This is a genomic window from Marinomonas sp. BSi20584 (genome assembly GCF_002792415.1).
GTDB classification, from domain to species: domain Bacteria; phylum Pseudomonadota; class Gammaproteobacteria; order Pseudomonadales; family Marinomonadaceae; genus Marinomonas; species Marinomonas polaris.
This window is the reverse complement of record NZ_KZ454899.1, coordinates 24,182-45,803: the sequence shown is the minus strand read 5'-3', so window position 1 is coordinate 45,803 and position 21,622 is coordinate 24,182. Positions and strand designations below refer to the sequence as shown.

16 protein-coding genes are annotated in these 21,622 nt (G+C 44.7%); 7 read left to right on the top strand and 9 right to left on the bottom strand.

The window, feature by feature from the left end; translation table 11 throughout:
* Positions 1-140: 140 nt before the first annotated feature.
* Together sfsA and TY87_RS20980 are read right to left on the bottom strand one after the other, a co-directional pair.
* Positions 141-860 carry a DNA/RNA nuclease SfsA gene (gene sfsA, locus TY87_RS20985; RefSeq protein WP_100188547.1) on the bottom strand — a complete coding sequence of 240 codons (720 nt, stop codon included), beginning with the start codon at positions 858-860 and terminating at the stop codon, positions 141-143.
* Between the two features lie 170 nt (positions 861-1,030).
* Entirely contained in the window at positions 1,031-2,239 is a 1,209-nt protein-coding gene (locus TY87_RS20980) for an MFS transporter (protein WP_100188546.1), read from the bottom strand.
* A 101-nt stretch (positions 2,240-2,340) separates the two neighbouring features.
* On the opposite strand from TY87_RS20980, the gene TY87_RS20975 reads away from it, so the two are divergent.
* Positions 2,341-3,300 (top strand): AraC family transcriptional regulator, encoded by a 960-nt coding sequence (locus TY87_RS20975; protein WP_100188545.1) that lies wholly within the window; start codon positions 2,341-2,343, stop codon positions 3,298-3,300.
* Positions 3,301-3,627: 327 nt separating this feature from the next.
* On the opposite strand, the gene guaA is transcribed toward TY87_RS20975, so the two are convergent.
* Together guaA and guaB are read right to left on the bottom strand one after the other, a co-directional pair.
* Positions 3,628-5,205, bottom strand: coding sequence for a glutamine-hydrolyzing GMP synthase (guaA, locus tag TY87_RS20970; RefSeq protein WP_100188544.1), 1,578 nt, complete (start codon positions 5,203-5,205; stop codon positions 3,628-3,630).
* Positions 5,206-5,333: 128 nt separating this feature from the next.
* Entirely contained in the window at positions 5,334-6,800 is a 1,467-nt protein-coding gene (gene guaB / locus TY87_RS20965) for an IMP dehydrogenase (RefSeq protein ID WP_072841991.1), read from the bottom strand.
* A 93-nt stretch (positions 6,801-6,893) separates the two neighbouring features.
* Between guaB and xseA the strand changes: the two genes are divergently transcribed.
* Both xseA and TY87_RS20955 read left to right on the top strand, forming a co-directional pair.
* Positions 6,894-8,234, top strand: coding sequence for an exodeoxyribonuclease VII large subunit (gene xseA, locus TY87_RS20960; protein ID WP_100188543.1), 1,341 nt, complete (start codon positions 6,894-6,896; stop codon positions 8,232-8,234).
* Positions 8,235-8,517: 283 nt separating this feature from the next.
* Positions 8,518-9,813, top strand: coding sequence for an MFS transporter (locus TY87_RS20955; RefSeq protein WP_198432150.1), 1,296 nt, complete (start codon positions 8,518-8,520; stop codon positions 9,811-9,813).
* A gap of 75 nt (positions 9,814-9,888) precedes the next feature.
* On the opposite strand, the gene TY87_RS20950 is transcribed toward TY87_RS20955, so the two are convergent.
* The gene (locus tag TY87_RS20950) at positions 9,889-10,674 is read right to left on the bottom strand and encodes a sulfite exporter TauE/SafE family protein (protein WP_332835627.1); all 786 of its coding nucleotides are present in this window, start codon (positions 10,672-10,674) and stop codon (positions 9,889-9,891) included.
* Positions 10,675-10,771: 97 nt separating this feature from the next.
* Positions 10,772-12,175: a M20 family metallopeptidase gene (locus tag TY87_RS20945; RefSeq protein ID WP_100188542.1), complete on the bottom strand. Its 1,404-nt coding sequence runs from the start codon at positions 12,173-12,175 to the stop codon at positions 10,772-10,774.
* A 107-nt stretch (positions 12,176-12,282) separates the two neighbouring features.
* Here TY87_RS20945 and TY87_RS20940 point away from each other — a divergent pair, with 107 nt between their 5' ends.
* The gene (locus tag TY87_RS20940) at positions 12,283-13,182 is read left to right on the top strand and encodes a LysR family transcriptional regulator (RefSeq protein ID WP_100188541.1); all 900 of its coding nucleotides are present in this window, start codon (positions 12,283-12,285) and stop codon (positions 13,180-13,182) included.
* A 66-nt stretch (positions 13,183-13,248) separates the two neighbouring features.
* Here the strand turns inward: TY87_RS20940 and TY87_RS20935 are convergent, their stop codons facing one another.
* The 3 genes from TY87_RS20935 to TY87_RS20925 all read right to left on the bottom strand — a co-directional run bounded on the left by TY87_RS20935 (position 13,249) and on the right by TY87_RS20925 (position 18,606).
* A complete protein-coding gene (locus TY87_RS20935; RefSeq protein ID WP_100188540.1) occupies positions 13,249-15,177 on the bottom strand; it encodes a methyl-accepting chemotaxis protein in 1,929 nt (642 codons plus the stop codon).
* Positions 15,178-15,338: 161 nt separating this feature from the next.
* Complete coding sequence (locus tag TY87_RS20930) at positions 15,339-16,703, bottom strand: sigma-54-dependent transcriptional regulator (protein WP_100188539.1); 1,365 nt, start codon at positions 16,701-16,703, stop codon at positions 15,339-15,341.
* Positions 16,690-18,606, bottom strand: coding sequence for a sensor histidine kinase (locus TY87_RS20925; RefSeq protein ID WP_232617204.1), 1,917 nt, complete (start codon positions 18,604-18,606; stop codon positions 16,690-16,692). The genes TY87_RS20930 and TY87_RS20925 overlap by 14 nt, the downstream gene beginning before the upstream one ends.
* Positions 18,607-18,956: 350 nt before the next feature.
* On the opposite strand from TY87_RS20925, the gene TY87_RS20920 reads away from it, so the two are divergent.
* Genes TY87_RS20920 through TY87_RS22530 form a run of 3 tightly spaced genes read left to right on the top strand, consistent with a single transcriptional unit; the run spans position 18,957 to position 21,558 of the window.
* Positions 18,957-20,411, top strand: coding sequence for a cytochrome ubiquinol oxidase subunit I (locus TY87_RS20920; protein ID WP_100188537.1), 1,455 nt, complete (start codon positions 18,957-18,959; stop codon positions 20,409-20,411).
* Positions 20,411-21,421 carry a cytochrome d ubiquinol oxidase subunit II gene (gene cydB / locus TY87_RS20915; protein ID WP_072842007.1) on the top strand — a complete coding sequence of 337 codons (1,011 nt, stop codon included), beginning with the start codon at positions 20,411-20,413 and terminating at the stop codon, positions 21,419-21,421. Before TY87_RS20920 ends, cydB begins: the two co-directional genes overlap by 1 nt.
* Positions 21,421-21,558, top strand: coding sequence for a hypothetical protein (locus TY87_RS22530; protein WP_157789929.1), 138 nt, complete (start codon positions 21,421-21,423; stop codon positions 21,556-21,558). The genes cydB and TY87_RS22530 overlap by 1 nt, the downstream gene beginning before the upstream one ends.
* The last annotated feature ends 64 nt before the right edge of the window (positions 21,559-21,622 follow it).

Below are 21,622 nucleotides of genomic sequence, written 5' to 3'. Positions count from 1 at the left end.
TAAGGATCTACAGATTTTGTGCAACCCTTTTCGACATTTTCTTTCAATTTATTTTAAATAAAAGCGCATTCGTTCATAAAACCGTCAAAAACCACTCTTTTTGGTCATAAAGCAACCGCCCCAAGAAAATTCAAACGTAATTAATCTATCAATTCAGGCATAACCACAGGAACTGCACACACAACTTTCATCTCTTGAGAATCGATTGCAACCTGATAGGCAATTACCTCAACCCCTCTCCCGACCACTTCAACAAAAGCCTGCGCATACCTTTTATCGATGTGAGTTGCAGGCGTAACAGAATCAATCCCTGTGTGACTCACACAGAAGAACATTACTGCTCGATGACCCTCTTCGACCATCTTCGCCAACTCATATAGATGCTTACGCCCACGATCCGTCACTGCATCAGGAAAATACCCCAAACCATCTTCTTCTAATAAAGTGACACTCTTCACTTCAACATAGCACTTACGACCATCATTACCTGTAAGCAACCAATCAATACGGCTTTTTTCACCGTATTTCACTTCCGCTTTTTGTTCAGGGTAGTCTGCAAGCTCTTTCACCACCCCATTGGAAATGGCTTCACCAACTAATTTGTTCGGATAGCCAGTATTGATACAAGCCAAATACTTATTATCAACCTCAACTAACTCCCATGTATAAGTAAGCTTACGCTTCGGGTTATCGCTTTTAGATAACCACACACGAGCACCATCTTGTTGGCAGCGTTTCATTGATCCTGTATTTGGACAATGAGCAACAACGACCTCACCATTCGGCAATTCGATATCCGATAAAAAGCGCTTATAACGCTTAAGCAATTTCCCCTCTATTAAGGGAGTTGGAAATTTCACAACAACACTCCAAAACTATTTTAATATTCCATACAAACAAAAACGGCCATCTTTACTATTAAAGAGAGCCGCTTTATCAAGCAATTACCCTAAAGCAAACCAACAAGAGACAACCCTAAACATACTAATTCTAGCCATCTTTAAGCTTGCCTCACTGAGCTGCTGATAAGCTACCTTTCAAATAAATCAGTTCGAACTTGTAAACTTATGAAAAGAGCAGCAAGCAACATAATACTAGCAGCAGTAATAAAAACCCCCATCACACCATTCAGTCCAAAAATAAGCCCCCCTATGGCAGCACCCAATGCAATAGATGACTGCACAGCGGCAACCACCATTCCTCCAGCTGTTTCAGCTTGATCAGGAACGACTCGCGCAACCCAGTTTGACCACGCAACAGGAACACCACCAAATGCCAACCCCCAAAAAGCAACTAACGCCATCACCCCCGCTTCTTGAACAGGAAGCAAGACAATACCGAATGCCGCTATACCTACCAGTGCAGGCATAATGATCAAAGTAGCACGCAAACTACGCTCCATTAATCCACCAGCTAACAACGTCCCAAAGAAATTGGCCACGCCGAATCCTAAAAGCATCAAAGACAAACCGTCTACACTAATATTTGAAACGCTCTCTAAGGCAGGGCGAATATAGGTGAACAAGGCGTACTGACCTGTGTGAGCTAATACACACCCTAGCATTCCCATCGAGATACCCGGACGACCTAATAACTCTAGCACCGATTCACTCCGAACGATTTTACGCGGAGCCATACTCGGTAATGTGAAAAGCTGAAAGATTAGCGTTAACACCCCCACCGCAGCTGCGGCTAGGAAAGCACTCCGCCAACCATATAGTCCTCCTAGATAACTACCAAGAGGAACAGAAACCACAGTCCCAACAGCTATACCGCTGAAGATGATAGAAAGAGCACGGGGAACAAGTTTGGCTGGAACTAAGCGCATAGCAACAGCGGCCGCCATACACCAGAATCCTCCAAGAGCAAATCCTAGCAAGACACGCATTACAAGTAGGAACACTAGATTGGTAGATAAGGCTACCAGTAAATTAGAGGCTATCATCAATACAGTAAAGCCTAATAATACTACTCGCCTATCTAAACTGCGGGTTGGGCGTGGCACTAACAAACCAGCAAACAGAGCAACAACAGCGGTCACTGTAACAGCTTGACCTGCTAGTGCTTCTGAAACACTAAGATCAGATGCCATTGGTGTAAGCAGACTGGCAGGAAGATACTCAGCGGTCAACAAGCCAAACACCCCCATCGCCAAGGAAAATACCGCCATCCATGCTGGACTTGATGGCACTTCGTCAGCCATTCGCGTTGGCGCAGACTCCACCATTTCATTATTCATTTCAAGACTCCTAGACATTAAAAAAACACCTCGAGAGTCTAGAGTTAAAAAATCGGATGATCTATGATTGATAACACCTAATTTTTGACTGAAACCCCTAAATGAAAGAAAATAAACAATTTGCTATATCCTCTGAACTCATCAGCGAACTATTAACTGGCATGCGTTTGCGCGGCGTTCAATACCGTCGCATTCAGACTGGACCTACTTTTGGCTTAGCATTTAATTCAAAACAGGGGCATGCTTACTTTCACTATGTGGCTGTGGGCACAGCTTTACTCAGAACAAATGAAGGCACGCAACACGAACTATCGGCAGGCAGTGCTGTGTTCATACCTCAAGGGCTGGAGCATCAACTAATATCGAGCATACAAATCTCAAGCCAAGAGATCGGCGAGTTTACCTCTGCCCCATTAGGAGATGCCGTTAGTGGTGTAGATACATGCCCAAGCACCCACTCGACACCAAGCGCTATCATTTTCTACGGCTGTATGGAATTCGATCTAGGTGGCATGTATGAGCTCAGAAAACTCATGCCTGACGTGATGGTGGCAGATACACGTGGACAAAAATATCCAGACTTAGTGGGAATATTAGACGCTATGAAACGAGAAATTTGCTCTGGACGTATAGGCTTCGCTGGAATACTCGCCAGATTAGCCGAAGTGGGGGCATCAATGATCGTACGCGGGTGGGTTGAAAATGGCAGTGAGAATGCTTCAGGCCTTATCTGTGCACTACGCGACCCACGTCTCGCCCCTGCAATATTAGCACTACATCGCCAACCGGGTAGACAATGGACTGTTTCAGCGTTAGCAGCTGAGTCTCATATTTCACGATCGATCTTTGCACAACGATTCCAAGACACAATTGGCGTCCCACCGTTGCGCTACGCAACAACTCTACGAATGCACCTTGCCCACCAATGGTTAACTCGTGAAAAGATCTCCATCGACGTTGTAGCTCAACGTCTAGGCTATACTTCCCAAGCTGCTTTTAGTCGAGCTTTCAAACGCATTAATGGACACCCACCAGGCGCTAGTCGACATTTATCCGTATAAATTAAATAAAATCTGCAAATCCTCCACCTACTAACATAGTGACCTCTTAAACTATTAAAATCGTTACTCATACGGATCATAAAAAGTAAAAACGTCCCTACTATTTATCAACTATGGGCCTTATAAGACCTAGCAACAAAGCTAGCCATCTCCTCATTCCGTTTCTTTTTTCTTCTAGGCGTAGTCGAGACACCAAACGTATGCTTATTTGGAGAGCGAGCTTACCGCTCAAGCGCAGGCTTGACCGTTAGATAACAAAAAGCCCGCTAGAAAGCGGGCTTAGGAGAGTTTATTGCTGTTCAGTGCAAGGTGTTACCTAACGCTGAATCATTCCCACTCAATCGTCGCAGGTGGCTTAGACGATACATCGTAAGTCACGCGAGAGATGTGTTCGATTTCGTTGATAATGCGACCAGAAACTGTTTCTAGCAATTCGTAAGGAAGGTGAGCCCAACGAGCTGTCATGAAGTCGATGGTTTCAACGGCACGAAGCGCAACCACGTATTCGTAACGACGACCATCACCCACTACGCCAACAGATTTGACTGGCAAAAAGACAGCGAAAGCTTGGCTTGTTTTATCGTACCAACCAGAGCGACGTAACTCTTCAATGAAGATAGCATCCGCACGACGAAGAATGTCTGCGTATTCTTTTTTCACTTCACCCAAGATACGAACACCAAGACCTGGCCCTGGGAACGGATGACGGTAAACCATGTCGTAAGGAAGACCTAGCTCTAGACCTAACTTACGCACTTCGTCTTTAAACAATTCACGAAGTGGCTCAACCAACTCCATTTTCATATCATCAGGTAGACCACCAACATTGTGGTGGGACTTGATAACATGAGCCTTGCCAGTTTTTGAAGCCGCAGATTCGATTACGTCAGGGTAAATCGTGCCCTGAGCAAGGAAATCAATGCCATCTAATTTAGAAGACTCTTCATCGAAGATCTCGATAAAGGTATTACCAATAACCTTACGTTTTTTCTCAGGATCCGCTTCGCCAGCAAGCTTGCCAAGGAACAAATCTTCCGCATCAACACGGATCACTTTTACGCCCATGTTGTCTGCGAACATTTTCATCACTTGATCGCCTTCGTTCAAACGAAGTAAACCATTGTCTACGAACACACAAGTCAATTGATCGCCAATCGCTTTATGAAGCAAAGCAGCAACGACAGACGAATCCACACCACCAGACAAGGCTAACAATACTTTACGATCACCAACTTGCTCTTGCATACGCTCGATAGCGTCTTGCGCAATGTTCGCAGGGGTCCACAAAGTGTCACAACCACAAATATCCACGATAAAACGGGATAAAATACGGCCACCCTGTAGCGTATGAGTTACTTCTGGGTGAAATTGCACACCGTAAAATTTCTTCGCTTCATTCGCCATCGCCGCGATTGGGCAGCTGTCAGTCGACGCCATCAAGGCGAAATCTTCTGGCATGGCAATAACTTTATCACCGTGACTCATCCAAACATCAAGCAAAGCAACACCATTATTGGCGATATGATCTTGAATACCGTCAAACAACGAAGGACCTTTATGCTTGCGAATTTGTGCGTAACCAAACTCACGAATTTCAGAACCTTGAACTTTACCGCCCAACTGCTCTGCCATAGTCTGCATGCCGTAACAAATACCAAATACCGGCACGCCCAATGTAAATACTGCTTCTGGAGCACGAGGGGAACCTGGCTCAGGAACGGATTCAGGACCACCAGCAAGGATGATACCTTTTGGATTGAAGTCGATAACTTCTTGATTTTCCATATCAAAAGCACGAACTTCACAGTAAACACCGATTTCACGAACGCGACGCGCAATCAGCTGAGTATACTGAGAACCGAAATCAAGAATAAGAATTTTATGAGCGTGGATATCTTGCGACATTATTAGCCATTCCTTTCACTCTACTTAAGAGACAAATCTTTTCGTAGAAGTAATCAATAAATAGTAAGAGCAATAAATAAAGATGGGGCGTGTTGTACGCCCCATCTCAGTGTCAAATTATCTCGCGATTAACCGACGTGATAATTTGGCGCTTCTTTCGTAATAGTCACATCATGAACGTGACTTTCACGCATACCAGCACCCGTAATCTGAGAGAACTGAGTCTTAGTACGCATAGTTTCAATATCAGGTGATCCAGTGTAGCCCATAGAAGAACGAACACCACCCATCAACTGATGAACAACGGCTGCCATTGGGCCTTTTGATGGCACACGACCTTCAATACCTTCTGGAACCAATTTTTCAACACTGCTTGAATCTTGGAAGTAGCGATCGCTTGACCCCTGAGATTGAGACATCGCACCTAGCGAGCCCATGCCACGGTAAGCTTTAAATGAACGACCTTGGAAAAGTACCACTTCACCCGGCGCTTCATCCGTACCTGCAAGCAAGCCACCAACCATGATAACGCTCGCACCAGCTGCAATAGCTTTACTGATATCACCAGAAAAACGCACACCGCCGTCAGCGATAACGGGAATGCCACGAGCATTCATTACTTCAGCAACATTTGCCACCGCACTGATTTGTGGAACGCCCACACCAGCAACGATACGAGTTGTACAAATAGAACCTGGGCCGATACCTACTTTCACGCCATCAGCGCCTGCATCAGCAAGGGCAATCGCCGCATCCGCTGTCGCGATATTACCGCCGATAACTTGAATATGAGGGAAGTTTTCTTTTACCCAACGAACGCGATCAATAACGCCTTTAGAATGACCGTGAGCTGTATCAACAACAATGATATCAACACCAGCATCAGACAAAGCTTTTACTCGATCGCCAGTATCCGCGCCAGTACCAACAGCGGCACCAACACGTAAACGACCTTGATCATCTTTACATGCATTCGGGTAAGTCGTGGCTTTATTAAAATCGGTTACAGTAACCATGCCACGCAATTCAAATTGCTCATTCACAATCAACACTTTCTCAATGCGATTTTCATGTAGCAATTTGCGAATAGAACCAGATGATGCACCTTCAAGCGCTGTAACAAGGCGATCTTTTGGAGTCATAATGTCAGAGACTTTTTTATCGTAGTCTTTAACAAAGCGCACATCTCGACTTGTTACGATACCAACCAAATCAGAACCTTTAACAACAGGTACACTTGAGATGCTATTCGCGGCCGTCAAATCCATTAGCTCTTTAACGCTGGCTTCAGGATTGATGGTAACAAGATCACGAACAATGCCGCTTTCGAATTTTTTAACACGACGCACTTCACGAGCTTGTTCTTCAATGGTCAAGTTTTTGTGCACAATGCCTATGCCACCTTCTTGAGCCAGAGCAATCGCCATGCGATGTTCAGTAACGGTATCCATCGCTGAAGACGTAAGCGGAATATTTAACTCAATATCTTTAGTGATTTTCGTTTTGAGGCTAACATCCTTAGGAAGAACTTCGGAATAGCCGGGGATAAGCAATACGTCGTCAAACGTTAAAGCTTCTTGCACGATTCGTAACATAATGGGGAGTTTCCAATGCCAACAAGGGTGTTAAGATGGCAAGTAATTCTACTCCAATAGTTGCATTCGGTAAATCAAAACCACGAGAGATTGATGAAAAAATTTACAACTTCTGTGTCACAAGAAACGGCTTTTACCGTATCGCAGCTAAATAGACAGATACAACAACTACTTGAAGCCAGTTTACCGTGGATTCTTGTAGAAGGAGAAATATCCAATCTAGCCAAACCGAGTTCAGGACATTGGTATTTTTCTCTTAAAGATGACAAGGCACAAATTCGCTGCGCCATGTTTAAAGGCAAGAACGCGGCTGTACGCTTCAAACCCAAAGATGGTGATATGGTTCGTTTGCGTGCTCGCGTCACTTTTTATGGCCCAAGAGGCGACTGCCAACTCAGCGTCGAAGGCATGGAATCCGCTGGCGAAGGCGCATTACAACAAGCGTTTGAGCGACTAAAAAACAACTTACAAGCCGAAGGCCTGTTCGCACCTGAACACAAAAAACCACTACCAACAAAACCAGAACGTATCGCCATTATCACTTCACCGGTCGGCGCTGCGGTTCGAGATATGATTATTGCCTTTCGTCGACGTTTTCCGTTAACCGAACTAACGATTCTACCCTCTTTGGTACAAGGCCAAGATGCCGCCAAGAACATCTTAAGACAATTACAGCGAGCCGATGGCAGCGGACACTTTGACGCGATTATTCTTGGTCGTGGCGGCGGCTCATTAGAAGATTTATGGAGTTTCAATGACGAAACATTGGCGCGAGCTATTTTCGCAGCCAATACACCTATTGTTTCTGCAGTGGGTCATGAAACAGACTTTACCATTTCTGACTTTGTCGCCGATGTTCGCGCAGCAACACCAACGGCTGCTGCCGAGCTTTTAAGCCCAGATCGCAATCAATTAATTCGACAAATCGAGCAGCAAGAGAAGCAACTCGTTCGACGCATGTCTCGCATTCTCGAACAATGCCAACAACAGCTCGACTTCATGACCAAACGTATTCGCCACCCAAAAGAGCGAATAGAGCAACAACAGAATCAACTTGAACAACTCAAACGCCGTTTGCAACAAAGCATGCAGCGCAAGGTGTTGGAGAAACAAGCCCAAACCGCGAATTTGGCCCATCGACTTGAAAGAAACAGCCCGACTCGCCGTATCGATCAGGACAGACAAAAGCTAAAAGACATCGACGCGCGACTTGCTCGTGCATTAAGCAACACCCTAACCAACAAGCAAACCGCCTTTGCTCGTATTATCGACAAACTGAACCTCGTCAGCCCCCTTAATACCTTAGCTAGAGGTTACGCCATTGCCTCCAAAGACAAGCAAGTGATTCGTTCCATTAAGGACGTTAAAAAAGGTGATGCTATTTCGGTAAGAGTTCAGGATGGCATCATTTCGTGTGATGTAACCGATCGTTAACAGCCCTAAACCAATCAAGTACGATAATGTATCGTGCTTGATTGTACAGCCAAAATATTGGCTTCCTTCTTATAAGAATCTAATGCCAACGCGAAGCATAAATCCCCAAAACTCCCTTTAAAAAAACGCCAACTATCCACCTTTGCCCCAAAACGGACGCTCTGAGCTTTCGAAAAAAAGCAAAGAAGTTTTAATAAATGAATAATTGTGCAAAATCTCATCATTCCCTAGTATCGATTGGAGAGTTACTAGCAAGATAAAAAATACAACGGAGCCACATTAAATGTCGGACACTTATAAGATGGAGAGCACTACAGCCTCCACAAAAAAACTAGCAGATAAAAAATTACTAAAGCTCATTGTTGCCTCCTCTATTGGCAACGCATTGGAATGGTTTGACTTAATCGTCTACGCCTTCTTTGCTCGTACTATTTCAAAATTGTTCTTCCCTACTGATAATGAAACGCTGTCACTTATGCTCGCGCTCTTCACTTTCGCGATGTCATATCTTATTCGCCCGATTGGCGCGATCGTTATCGGCAGCTACGCGGACAAAATCGGCCGCAAAGCTGCAATGCTACTAACGATTTGGCTAATGATGGCAGGAACCTTTTTGATTGCGGCAATGCCAACCTACGAAACCATCGGTTTACTAGCGCCGTTAGGGATTTTGCTCGCTCGACTGTTACAAGGTTTTTCTGCTGGCGGAGAGTTTGGTAGCGCCACTGCAATGCTGGTTGAACATCACCCAGAACGTAAAGGCTTTATCTCTAGCTTCATGTTTGCAAGCCAAGGGCTAAGCGGTTTATTAGGAGCAGGATTTGGCTTGTTGCTGACGACCACATTAACCACGGATCAGCTAGAAAGCTGGGGATGGCGCATTCCTTTCATCTTCGGTTTATTGATTGGTCCTGTGGGTTTATACATCCGCCGACACATTGAAGAGACGGGTGAATTTACCGCATCGAAAGAAGAGAAAGTGCCATTAGTAGAATTGTTTGCGAATAACAAACTCGGCATCCTGTTCAATATCGGCGCCATGATACTGTCTACATCAGTAACCTATTCAATTATTTTCATGCCAACTTATGCCACAAAATATCTAGGCTTAAGTAACTCCATTGGTTACGGCGGCACTCTAATCAGCTATACAGTGCTAATGTTATTAACACCATTTGTTGGGATTTTATCCGACCGTATTGGTCGCACTCGTTTAATGATCGCCGCAGGCGTACTTTTCTTCATTACGGTTTGGCCCGCCTTTTTCATATTGTCTCACCACCCAACATTAATCATGCTGGCCAGCGTTCTATTTTGGTTGAGCGTATTAAAATCCATGTATTTTGGTGGTTTGCCAGCACTGATGTCTGAAATGTTCCCTACTCGTGTTCGAGCTACGGGGATGGCGCTAAGCTACAACATCAGTACGACCTTGTTTGGTAGCTTCACTCCGTTCCTATTAGTCTGGACCATCAGCTCTACAGGTGATCAATTGGCTCCAAGTTATTACCTATTGCTGACCAGTTTGATCAGCTTGCTCGCCCTGTTTGGAATCCGTAGGCACTTCAAGATCAACTAATAAAAGAGCTTATATGACCATATCAAAACGCCGCTTTACGCGGCGTTTTTTTATCTTAAATTTTCATAAATGCCATCAAACTAAGAAGTTCACTCCCACTACAAATAGCAGCAAAGCAAATAGTCGTCTTAACATTATGGGATTCAAACGGTGTGCTAGTTGAGCACCAAAACGAGCAGAAAACATGCTCATCAAGGCGATACCTGCTAACGCAGGTAAATACACAAAACCGATACTGTTAGGTGGTAAATCTAAGTGATTCCAACCAATCACCATAAAGGAAATAGTGCCTGACAAAGCAATAGGTAATCCGCACGCCGCTGAGGTCGCTACCGCTTTTTTGATATCAATTCCCTTCCAAGATAAAAATGGCACCATCAAAGATCCACCACCAATGCCAAAGATTGCCGACACCCAACCAATGACTACGCCAGCCACAGACATCAGCGGTTTCGTTAAGCCTGAGCCTTGGCCTTTAGGGTGCCAATTCGCCGCCATTTGTAGTGACATCAGCAAGGAAAATACACCAATAATTTGCTGCAGATTCGCACCTGGGATATAAGACGCAGTCACGCCACCCAACGCGCTACCAAACAAAATCCCAGCGCTAAGCCAGATAACCATTCGCCATTCTACCGCGCCTTTTTTATGGTGCGCCATCACCGAATTAATCGATGTAAAGAAAATGGCACTGAGTGATGTTCCTACTGCAAGATGCGTCAAAATCTCAGTCGATATGCCTTGTAAGGTAAAACTAAATACCAGCACAGGCACAATAATCAGCCCACCGCCGATACCAAACAGTCCTGCCAATAGTCCAGAGCAGGAACCCAACACTAGGTACAAAAGAAAATCCATCATAGAGTTTATTCACAAAAAATTAGGTCATCATGGACCAATACAAAGAAAAACGGTGGCCTCATTGGGCCACCGTTTCAGACGTAAAAAAACCGCGCCATTATTCAGGCCAATGTTCACCTAAATCCCAAAGCAAACCAGCAGCAGCCAGAAGCCCTTGCTCCACTACGCTTTCAAGAAGATGCTCATCAGGCGCGTGCTGTTTACAGGATGGATAAGAATGTGGCATCCATACCGTAGGCAGCGCCAACACATCTGCGAAACAATGATTTGGAATAGTACCACCTAAATTAGGTAGAACGGTCACCGTTTGCTCTAACGAGGTTTCCATAGAACGCTTAACAAATCCAACCCAAGGATGAGTCGGGTCTAAACGCGTCGCACTGTAACCACCCTCAAAAATCACCTTAACATCACCTAAACCTTTCTCTTCTAAAAAGGTTGATAGGTTAGCAACCAGATTATGCCAGTCTGTTCCCGGCACAATACGCAAGTGACATACAGCTTCAGCAACATCAGGGATCGCACCAATAGGCTTTTGAATATCTCCTGCACCAAGAGCGATTACTTCGAGGGTATTACAACCAAACAATCGCTCGCCAGCGGTAAGCTCTTTCTCGCCCCATTGGTCATTCAATGTTGGATCACCAGCATAACCACCAACCGTTAATTCACGCATCATTTCAGCAGTCAAACCACTTGGCAAAGGCGCTCGTAAGCACTCAGCAGTGATTCGCCCATCGGCTGTCGTCAAGCTAGAAAGAGCATGTTGTAAGCGAGTCACTGGATTAGTGATAACTCCCCCCCAGTTGCCAGAATGGCGTACACCGTTGCCGGTTTCACAACGCAAGCGAAACTGGCAAACGCCACGAGAACCTAAAAAAATAGTCGGCGTTTGAGCATTTAATCTAGGACCATCAGATGCTAAAAACAAATCAGCTTTTAACGATTCTTTTTGCTCATGACAAAAAAGCTCTAACCCTTTAGAGCCAACTTCTTCACTCATTTCGAATAAGATTTTAACGTTGTAACCCAGCTTCCCCTCACGAGCGTTTAATACCGATTCTAGCGCTAGCAGGTTAATCGTGTGCTGCCCTTTGTTATCTGCGGTACCACGGCCAAAAATTTTCTCGCCAATCTGAGACAATTCCCAAGGATGAGTACCTTCTTGCCATAATTCAGCTTGCCCATTGGTGACATCACCATGACCATAAGTTAATAGTGTCGGTAAAGATTCATCTTCAATGCGTTTTGCAATTAATAACGGCGGGCAAGACGCCATCGGATTTGCAAATATCTCACATTCAAAACCCAGCTTAACTAACGTTGGCTGAATTTCATCGGTTAGATACTTCATTAGTTCAGCACTGGCGCTTGGGTTTTGACTTTCACTAGCAAACGCCACGCGACGCGTTAGAGTTTCGATAAACTGACCGTTTTTAATGGTCGAAACGGCCTGTTGTAAGGCTGCTTGACGGCCACTTTGACTCGTTGCTTGGGACATAATCTCTCCAAAATACGCGAATTTATTATGTCATTTAGCTTAAGATGTAATAAGCTTTACAACAATTATCAATTACACAATAAAACCTTCTATAAAATAGAAAGCTTATGAATGATATCTCGTTAAAATACTTTCATGCTGTTGCGAAAACAGGCTCTTTGTCTGCCGCTTCGGAAGAACTCCACGTCGCGGTTTCGGCTATCAGTCGACAAATAACCCAGTTAGAGGAAAAACTTCAGCTAACGTTGTTCGAACGCAAAGCCAGAGGCATGTCTCTAACACCAGCAGGCGATATTCTTTATACCTATTCGCTGCGTAATACGTTGGAATTTAAAAACGTGATGTCAGAAATGAAAGGCATCAGTAATATCCAGCAGCAATCTATCGCTCTGGCTTGCCCGGAAGGCATGGCTTGGGACTTTCTCCCGCATGTAATCGCAAAATTCCGCTTGGAATACCCAAGTGCTCGCTTTTCACTACAAGTTGTCGACTCAAGCAGAGCAACTCAACTGGTTAGAGAAGGCCGAGTAGATGCTGCGTTTACCTTCAATTTGCAACCTGAGCAAGGCGTTGAAGTGTCGCTGCAAGTGCCTTCTCCGATCGTCGCCTTATTATCCAAAAATCACCCGCTAGCCAGCCAGCAAGACATTAGCGTAAGGGATTTAACCGAATACCCTATTGCCACATCCGGATCAGGAACAACACTCAGTTACTTATTTGATATAGCTTGTCATATTGAAGGTGTACAAATCATCCCAGCCTTGTCTAGCGACTCTGCGGGTTCTATTTATACCTTTGCGAGCGAAAGTGAAAACGCTATCGCCCTTTGTGGGGAGTTAACGGTTGCGAGACGGGCAAAACGAGATGGTCTAGTTATACGGCCAATGCGCGAACCGTCGTTAGCTCAGCGCAGCCTGCAGGTGCAAATTATGTCGAGAAGAAAGCTCCCTGTTATCGTAAGGTATTTTCTAACTCACCTCACCGAGTCACTTAAAAACCAAGGCTAGCGCCACGCATAAGTAAATTGGAACCAAACCTAATAAACTAGGCTTGGTTCCAATCATTAGCTTGCATCACGTTACTTTGAACAGCTCTACTTTATCTTTCAAATGTCTCATTTCATCGCCAATGGCATTAGTTGCCGCTCGACTTTGATGGAACAATTCTACTGTCTGCTCACTTTGTGCAGCCAACATAGAGAGATGCTGGTTGATATCCTCAACGGAAGCATTCTGGATTCCGGCACGTTCAGCCACTTGCTCGTTCATATCAAACAATTGCTGCAAGAATGCATCAAGCGCGATGACTTTTTCCGATACCAATTTTTGACTGCCTAACGTCTGAATGCTTTTTTCACACGCCACGTCCATTTGTGAGGTGACTTGAGTCGATGCGGCTCGCAACTGCGAAATAATGCTTTGAATTTCATTAGTCGATTCACTCGTACGCTGGGAAAGCATGCGAACCTCATCAGATACAACGGCGAAACCTCGGCCATGTTCGCCAGCACGAGCGGCTTCTATGGCAGCATTTAGAGCTAATAAATTAGTTTGTTCTGATATGGAACTAATAACATTCAATACTGAAACAATCTTCTCAATATTTCCGTTTAGCTCAGTTAGGCTCGTTTTGCTTTGCATCATATCGACTTCTAAAGCTTCTAAGAAAACTAAGCTACTCTGAACTTCTTTGTTGGCTTGCTGAAGTTCGGCATTACTCAGATCCGACATTTCTCCCGCTCTTGTTGCCAAATCTTTTACCTGAGCACTTTGCTCAGTAATATCTTGAGTAGAAATAAAGATCTGCTCTACTGATTGTTTCTCAGCCTCAGAGGCCTGGGAAAGCTCGTCCACTTGCTGATTCAAGCCTTCAATCGCGCTATCAGTTGTCTTAACCGCATCATTCACGGTAATCAGAGAGCCTTTTAATGTCAGTAGTAAAGAGTTAATCGCATCGGCTAATGCACCGATTTCAGCCTTATCAGAGCTCTTAATTTGATAGTTGAGATCCAAATTATCCGATACATAACGAACATCCTTGCCAATAGCGACAATAGGACGAGTCAGAGAGCCAATCACGAAATGAAGAATGAGCAGAGAAATTAAAATAAAAACGATAGAGTAGAGAAACGCATTCTGTAGCTGCGTATAAATCGGCGCCATAATTTGCTGTTTCGGCACGGCTAGCATGATAAATCTATCTAACACTGGCACCCACAATGAGCCAAGGTAATAAACCTGCCCATTAATCGTTATATCATCAATGACAACGTCGGTTTTATTGCTAAGCAAGCTAGAAATATGGCTTTTATCGATTATCTCCATAAATGCAGAATCACCTTTTGCTTGAATCACGCCATCACTTGTTACCAACATGGCACGACCTTGCTGACCAACATTTAGCTTCTTAATCATATTAATAAGCTTATCAGCTTTAATCCCTAAACCCGCTACCGAAAAAGGTTTATTGGTATTCGGATCCATAGCATCACTACGATAGTTAATAAACAGCATTTGATGCTCGTACTGTAAATTCAGCTCATAATCGTGACCTGTGGCCAAAAAATTCGGATAGAACTCTTTGTACGGATAGTCTTTTAACAAGGTTTTAAAAAATGCTTTTTCATAACCAAAATATTCCAGCCCATTTTCACCATTTACAACATAAAAGGTCGAATCACTGCCCGCGATTTCCTTAACGGATTTCAATTTGTTTTCGATGAAAGAAAGCTGATTATCAGCTGCACCATTACGAACCCAATCTTCAACGAAGTTGTCGTTTGTCATGAGATGAGAGGCTGTAATTAAAGGGGTAATTTCTGTACTGATTTGCGAGGCTAGATTACTGAGATGGGTTGGTAAAACTTCTTTTTTTAACTGCTCTAGCTCTGTGTCCAGTGTGGAAAGAGCCTGAGTACTGACTGAGACAACTGTGCTGGCAACAAGCAACACAGCAAGAACAGAGAACATGCGACTTCTAATGGATAGACTTTGCCACTTCATAATAACATCCTTATTATTCTTTCTTATTGTAAATTTATCGTCAGATACTACACCGCAGTTAATGACAAAAACAAAACAATTTTCTTACTATAAATAACAAAGCTATTAATAATCGAAAACATTGATAGTCATCAAGAAAAACAAAATTCATCTTTGAGGCCTCACAAGCCATATCTCTCAATTTTTTTAATCAGCCCTTGCCGAGAAATACCCAGTTGCTTGGCGGCTTGGGTGCGGTTGCCTTGGCTTTTTTCTAAGGCTTGGTTAATTAATCGAATTTCAAGGTCTCGAACTTGTTCATCTAATGAGGCGTCGCTCGTTAGTAAGCTTGCCATGGTTTGACGAACAGGTTCTCCACTTGGGTATAACAGCTGGATATCTTCCATGGTGATTCGGCCTTGTGGACAAATAGATGCGACGCTTTCTAGGGCGTTTTTCAATTCACGCACGTTACCCGGCCATGACTGATCTCGGAACCATTGCACAGCTTCCGGACTGAGTTGTAATTGTTTAGCTTGCTGACTTTGCAAACGCTGTAGAAATGACTGTAGCAATACGGGGACGTCTTCTAGCCGTTCAGCAAGGGATTGCGTTTCAATGTTCACGCCCTTAATTCGATAATACAAATCTTCTCGGAAGCTACCTTCTCGGACTTTTTCAAGTAAGTCGGCGTTGGTCGCGGAAATCACACGGATGTCGATGTATTTCTGCTCTCGGCCACCGACAGGGAAGAAGGTGCCCTCTTGCAGCACTCGCAGCAGTTTCACCTGCATCGCCAACGGCATTTCGCCGATTTCATCCAAGAACAAGGTGCCGCCATCGGCTAAACTTAATAGACCAACTTTGTCTTTTTCCGCCCCAGTAAAAGCGCCTTTCACGTAACCAAACAACTCGCTTTCCAATAAATCCGCAGGAATAGCGCCGCAATGCACAGAAACAAACGGCTTGGCAGCGCGATGACTCAAGTCGTGCAAGGTGCGAGAAATGACTTCTTTACCGGTTCCCGATGGGCCAGTAACCAAGACCCGTACATCCGTCGGTGCGATTCGTTCCACCAGCGCCCTGACCTTTTGCGAACTCATCGAATGACCGATATACGCAGACGCACCTTGGGAGGAATTACTAACTTGTTTTAGCTGAGTGAGCTCTCGCTCTAAGGTGGTTTTGGTGATTGCTCGACGCACCACAACCGCTAACATATCTGGATCAATCGGCTTAGCAATAAAATCCCATGCGCCAAGTTCAATGGCTTTAAGTGCTAAATCCCGATCCGCATGACCAGTAATAATAATCACCGGACGACCAGCAAAATCGTCCATAGCATCCAAGGTTACTTGCGGATCAAAATGCGGCGGCATGGACAAGTCTAATAACACCAAATCCGCATCAAACGACGCCAACGCTTTTCGCGCTTCGTCTAGGCTACCTGCTGTTTTGACATGGTAATCTTGATTCGCTAACCAGCGGCTAGCCAATTCACGAAAAGCTGGTTCGTCGTCAACCAGTAATATTTTATTTTGTGTCATGAAATTCTCTATTTGAAATCGCAGCGCCAGAAAAGTGGCGAGGTAAAATAAGCTCGAAGGTCACTGGCCAAGCCGAATCAGACAGATGTCTAATCTTTCCGTCATGAGCATCGACAATACGACGCACAATCGCTAAACCAAGACCACTGCCGCCTGCTCGCTTAGTCACAAATGGTTGGAACAAAGCCTCACCTTGCAGACTGGAGTCGATTGCTGGCCCGTTGTTATGCACTTGGATGACTATCTGTTGATCTTGTTCTTTGGCTTCAATGGATAACTTTCCATCTGGCATATTGCGCAAAAAAGATACGGCGTTATCGATCAGATTAATAAACACCTGTTGTAATCGTTGTGGGTCTGCATCCAGTTCTATCGTTTCATCGATATCAAGTTCAAACGCCACGCCTTCTAGCTGAGCTTGCGCCAGAATACTCGCTATTAAAGATCGCAACGGCGTGGCGACAACTTGCAAAGTCAAGCCACCGGAATACACCAACATATCACTCACCAAACGATCCGCACGTTTTAGCTGAGTCTGAATATGCTGACGCGTCTCGGCTGGTGCGTCATAGGCGGCCATAGAAATAATGTTCAGAGGATTACGCAACTCGTGAGCCATCGCCGCAGACAAACTGCCCAGTTCGACCAGATGCTGTTCGTCCATGCGTTTTCGTTCCGCCACCGCCAAGGCCAACGACCTTTCAAGCAAACCACAGCTGGTCGAAAACAAGGAAGCAAACACTTCCGCTGTTAAACGCATACCAGGACTGGCATCTTCCCAACCGATCAAAACAAAGTGCCAATCAGAATCTGATCGAGATACTCGAATTGCCAAAGCGTCATTCTGTTCCTTAACGGGATAAGCAGAACTTTTCAGTTGTATTGCCACGCTACGTCTAATTTGTAGCGAAAGTAAGCGTTCACCAATAGCAATCAGTTGCGGCCAATCTTGCGCTTCTTTTAATTGCGTTGACCACGTATCCAACACAGCTTCATTCAAGGAGGCTCCGGGATAAATAAGACGTGACACCAAGCGACTCAGAGGCTGATAAATGACAGCTGCGACAACCAAGATAAACAAGGAATACAACCAAAGCTGCCAACTGGGAACATTTGCTAACGCCTGTAAACCTATGCGTCCAGACACAACGCTGATCACCGCGATGACACAGAGAATCACCAGCATCATGGCAACCCAAAGTAAGGCCCGATTGGCGAACGCATTCACCGATAAAATCTGATAGCGCACCACCGCGTAGACCAACAACAGCAAATAAGTTGGCAGCAGTAACATAGGGTAAGGAAACCAACTTATGCCAAATGAGGGAAATACAAAGCTGGTCGCCAACAACAAGCCCCAAGCTCCAACACCAAACATGGCGAGAATGGAGCGTTTCTTGTTACCAGAATGTCGATACCAACCAAATAACAGCACGCCATGAGCCAGCATGCCGATCAACACTGTATAGGCGAGGTTCCATGTCCCCGCCTCGGTAAAGATAAAAAATGAACGCGTGTCGAGCGTACTGATAGCATCGCCCGCACCAATCCACCAGCTCTGTAAAACCACCGCAAAACTGGTCAGATAAAACCAAGGTACCGCTTGATATAAGCGTTCTAGCATCGGCTCTTTAACCGAGCCAGAGTTCACAAAACGAATCGCAAAGTGTAAGAAGAAGGTCGGCATAAACGGGTTAGCAAGAATGATATGAATACCAATTTGCTCGTAGCCTTGGAACAAAACCACATGCCCGAAGCACCAAATCGCCATCATGATGGCGAAACCTGCCAAGGCTTGCAGATCACTTTGCTTTCTCGCTCGCCACAATAACCAAACAGCTACCAATACGCCGCACACGCTCGTCACCAGCATGGCAACTTCAAACATCAATGAAAGCGTCAAAATCGTAAACCTCGTTTACACCTAAAAGTGAGAAAATCGTAAACCTTTTTTACACCTCAAGCAAAGATATAATTTTTTCCTTTAAAATCAAATACATAAATCCCATTAATAGTTGGCCTGTCCTTTGCTCTACTAAAAGCAATCTTTGATCCATATCAAACTATTATCAACTTATAGGACAAGCATCATGAATACTGGCTTTTTAATGACCGAAATCATCGCGCTTTTTAGCATTGTAGGCTTAGCGCTACTACCTCTGGCTTTGCAGCAAATGCGTACGCTAAGAGTTAAGAGAAACGCCTAACCTTATCTATATCTCTTAACGCTTATTGATACCCAAGGGAGCCATTATGGACCTCGACGTCGCCATCTTATCTCGCATACAGTTTGCTTTTACTGTGAGCTTTCACATTATTTTCCCCAGCATCACCATTGGTTTGGCGACGCTGATTGCCATTTGGGAAGGCTTATGGCTTAAAACCCACAACCCTTACTATTTGCAGCTAGCCAAGTTTTGGATCAAACCCTTTGCGATTACATTCGGCATGGGCGTGGTTTCTGGCATCGTCTTGTCCTATGAATTTGGTACCAACTTCTCCAAATTCTCGGAGATTACCGGCGCGGTGCTTGGGCCATTGATGGCCTACGAAGTACTGACCGCTTTCTTTATGGAAGCCGGTTTTCTTGGCGTCATGCTGTTCGGTTGGCAACGTGTTGGTCGCAAGCTGCATTTCTTCGCGACGCTCACCGTTATGATAGGTACTTGGATTTCAGCGTTTTGGATCATTGTGGCGAACTCTTGGATGCAAACACCAACAGGCTACAAGATCATCAATGGCAAGTTTGAAGTCGAAAGCTGGATGGAAGTGATCTTCAATCCATCTATGCCATATCGCCTTACTCACATGGTAGTTGCGTCATTAATTACCGCGACTTTCGTGGTCGCTGGTATTAGTGCTTATTACTTATTGAAAAAGAAAAACATTCCTTTTGCGAAAAAAGGCTTGTCCATGTGCATGTGGTTTGCCTTGGTACTAACACCACTACAAGCCTGGATTGGTGATATGCATGGTTTGAACGTAAGAGAACATCAGCCAACTAAATTGGCGGCGATGGAAGGTATTTGGCCAGCGGAAGAAGAAAACGTTCCGTTATTGTTATTCGCTATGCCGAATATGCAAACCGAGTCGAACGATTATGAAGTCGGTATTCCAAACCTAGGTAGCTTGATCCTGACTCACTCTTGGGATGGCGCTGTGCAAGGCTTAAAAGCCGTACCACCAGAAGACAGACCGAATGTACCGTTAGTGTTTTGGTCTTTCCGTGTCATGGTGGGTATTGGATTTGGCATGATGGGTATCGCGGCACTAGCGCTCTTGTTACGCCGTAAAGGCCGCCTATATGAAAACAAAGCCTTCCTGTCTCTCGTAACATTATTTACACCTATGGGTGTCATTGCAGTACTGGCAGGTTGGTATGTGGTCGAAATCGGTCGTCAGCCTTGGATTGTCTACAACCTTGTTAGAACATCCGAGATTGTATCGCCACTTCCTCCAGAACGTGTGCTGTTTACCTTAACCATGTTTGTCATCATTTACAGTCTGCTGATCGGTGTTTATCTCTACTTCATGCGTAAGCTGATTAAGAAAGGACCGCCATCAATGGAAACACTAGAGCAGCAACTTATTGGTATGAAAGCGCCGGGCTATGCATTGGCTTGGGTGAAGTCGCTGAAAACGAAAGAACAGCATTCGACAGAACCGAAAGCAAAATATCAACCAACAATAGAACAAGGAGATAAATGATGGATTTGGCTCTTTTCTACTTCCTTGTCTTAGGCTTTGCCATTTTTATGTACGTGTTACTCGATGGCTTCGACCTAGGGATTGGCATTCTCTACCCTTGGTTTAACCAAGAAGGCGAGCGTGATCATTTAATGCGCTCTATTTCACACGTATGGGATGGTAACGAAACTTGGTTAGTCTTTGGTGGTGTAGTGTTGTTTGCCGCGTTTCCAGCCGCTTATGCAGGTATTACCTCAACCTTTTACTTGCCTATCATGCTCATGCTGTTTGCTTTGATCTTTCGTGGCGTGGCGTTCGAGTATCGCTTTAAGTCCGATACGTCTCGGCCTTATTGGGATTTCGCTTTTAGTGCAGGGTCTGCCATCGCGGCATTTTGCCAAGGCATGTTGCTAGGCTCAATCGTTCAAGGCGTTCCAGTCGGTGTCGACAGCTTATCCAGCCTACATTGGCTAACGCCTTTTTCTATATTAACTGGCTTTGCCGTAATGGCTGGTTATGCTCTATTAGCCGCTTGTTATTTGTTTATGAAAAGTCGTGGCCGCATTCAAGATCACGCAGCTAAGTTAGGCAAACGCCTCTTGCTGATCACCATTTTAGCCATGGTAATAGTGAGCTTGTGGACAGTGGCAAATCAAGTAGACATTCGTCAGCGTTGGTTCTCTGGTTTGAATTTCTTGTGGTTATCGCCCTTACCTATTATCACCTTGGTGGTCGCGGTTTTGGCCTGGAGAGATCTAAACAGTCACGCTACAGGAACCGTTCATCATGAAGGTCGACCTTTTTGGTATGCCGCAACGCTGTTCTTACTGGGCTTCGCAGGTCTTGTTGTCGGTTTGTTTCCATATCTGATACCAAGACAATTAACCTTTATGGAAGCTGCATCGCCAGACAGCAGCTTACTCTTCTTGCTACCAGGTATATGCATTTTCGTACCATTGATTTGTGCCTACACTTTATGGGGCTATCGCGTTTTTGCTGGTAAGGTGGAAGATTATCAGGAGGGGTACTAATGCTGTTAAAAAGCCTGAAAGAAAAAGCCGCCAAACTCAAATCGTGGCAATGGTTTTTGCTCTTATACGGTGTCGGTTTTATTGCAGTATTAACCGCGTCTTACGGCATTAAGCTGCTGATGACTGGGTTGCCTTAAAAAGGCGTAGTTACCAAGAAAATTGATTAAAAGAAGCGCATATTTCATTTATAGAAATATGCGC

Excerpts from the sequence above, each read along its gene's own strand:
- guaA (WP_100188544.1), bottom strand. The coding sequence starts at position 5,205 with ATGTCGCAAGATATCCACGCTCATAAAATTCTTATTCTTGATTTCGGT.
- TY87_RS20940 (WP_100188541.1), top strand. The coding sequence starts at position 12,283 with ATGAATGATATCTCGTTAAAATACTTTCATGCTGTTGCGAAAACAGGC.
- TY87_RS22530 (WP_157789929.1), top strand. The coding sequence starts at position 21,421 with ATGCTGTTAAAAAGCCTGAAAGAAAAAGCCGCCAAACTCAAATCGTGG.
- xseA (WP_100188543.1), top strand. The coding sequence starts at position 6,894 with ATGAAAAAATTTACAACTTCTGTGTCACAAGAAACGGCTTTTACCGTA.
- guaB (WP_072841991.1), bottom strand. The coding sequence starts at position 6,800 with ATGTTACGAATCGTGCAAGAAGCTTTAACGTTTGACGACGTATTGCTT.
- TY87_RS20980 (WP_100188546.1), bottom strand. The coding sequence starts at position 2,239 with ATGAATAATGAAATGGTGGAGTCTGCGCCAACGCGAATGGCTGACGAA.
- TY87_RS20920 (WP_100188537.1), top strand. The coding sequence starts at position 18,957 with ATGGACCTCGACGTCGCCATCTTATCTCGCATACAGTTTGCTTTTACT.
- TY87_RS20950 (WP_332835627.1), bottom strand. The coding sequence starts at position 10,674 with ATGATGGATTTTCTTTTGTACCTAGTGTTGGGTTCCTGCTCTGGACTA.
- TY87_RS20955 (WP_198432150.1), top strand. The coding sequence starts at position 8,518 with ATGTCGGACACTTATAAGATGGAGAGCACTACAGCCTCCACAAAAAAA.
- TY87_RS20930 (WP_100188539.1), bottom strand. The coding sequence starts at position 16,703 with ATGACACAAAATAAAATATTACTGGTTGACGACGAACCAGCTTTTCGT.
- cydB (WP_072842007.1), top strand. The coding sequence starts at position 20,411 with ATGGATTTGGCTCTTTTCTACTTCCTTGTCTTAGGCTTTGCCATTTTT.
- TY87_RS20975 (WP_100188545.1), top strand. The coding sequence starts at position 2,341 with ATGAAAGAAAATAAACAATTTGCTATATCCTCTGAACTCATCAGCGAA.
- TY87_RS20935 (WP_100188540.1), bottom strand. The coding sequence starts at position 15,177 with ATGAAGTGGCAAAGTCTATCCATTAGAAGTCGCATGTTCTCTGTTCTT.
- TY87_RS20945 (WP_100188542.1), bottom strand. The coding sequence starts at position 12,175 with ATGTCCCAAGCAACGAGTCAAAGTGGCCGTCAAGCAGCCTTACAACAG.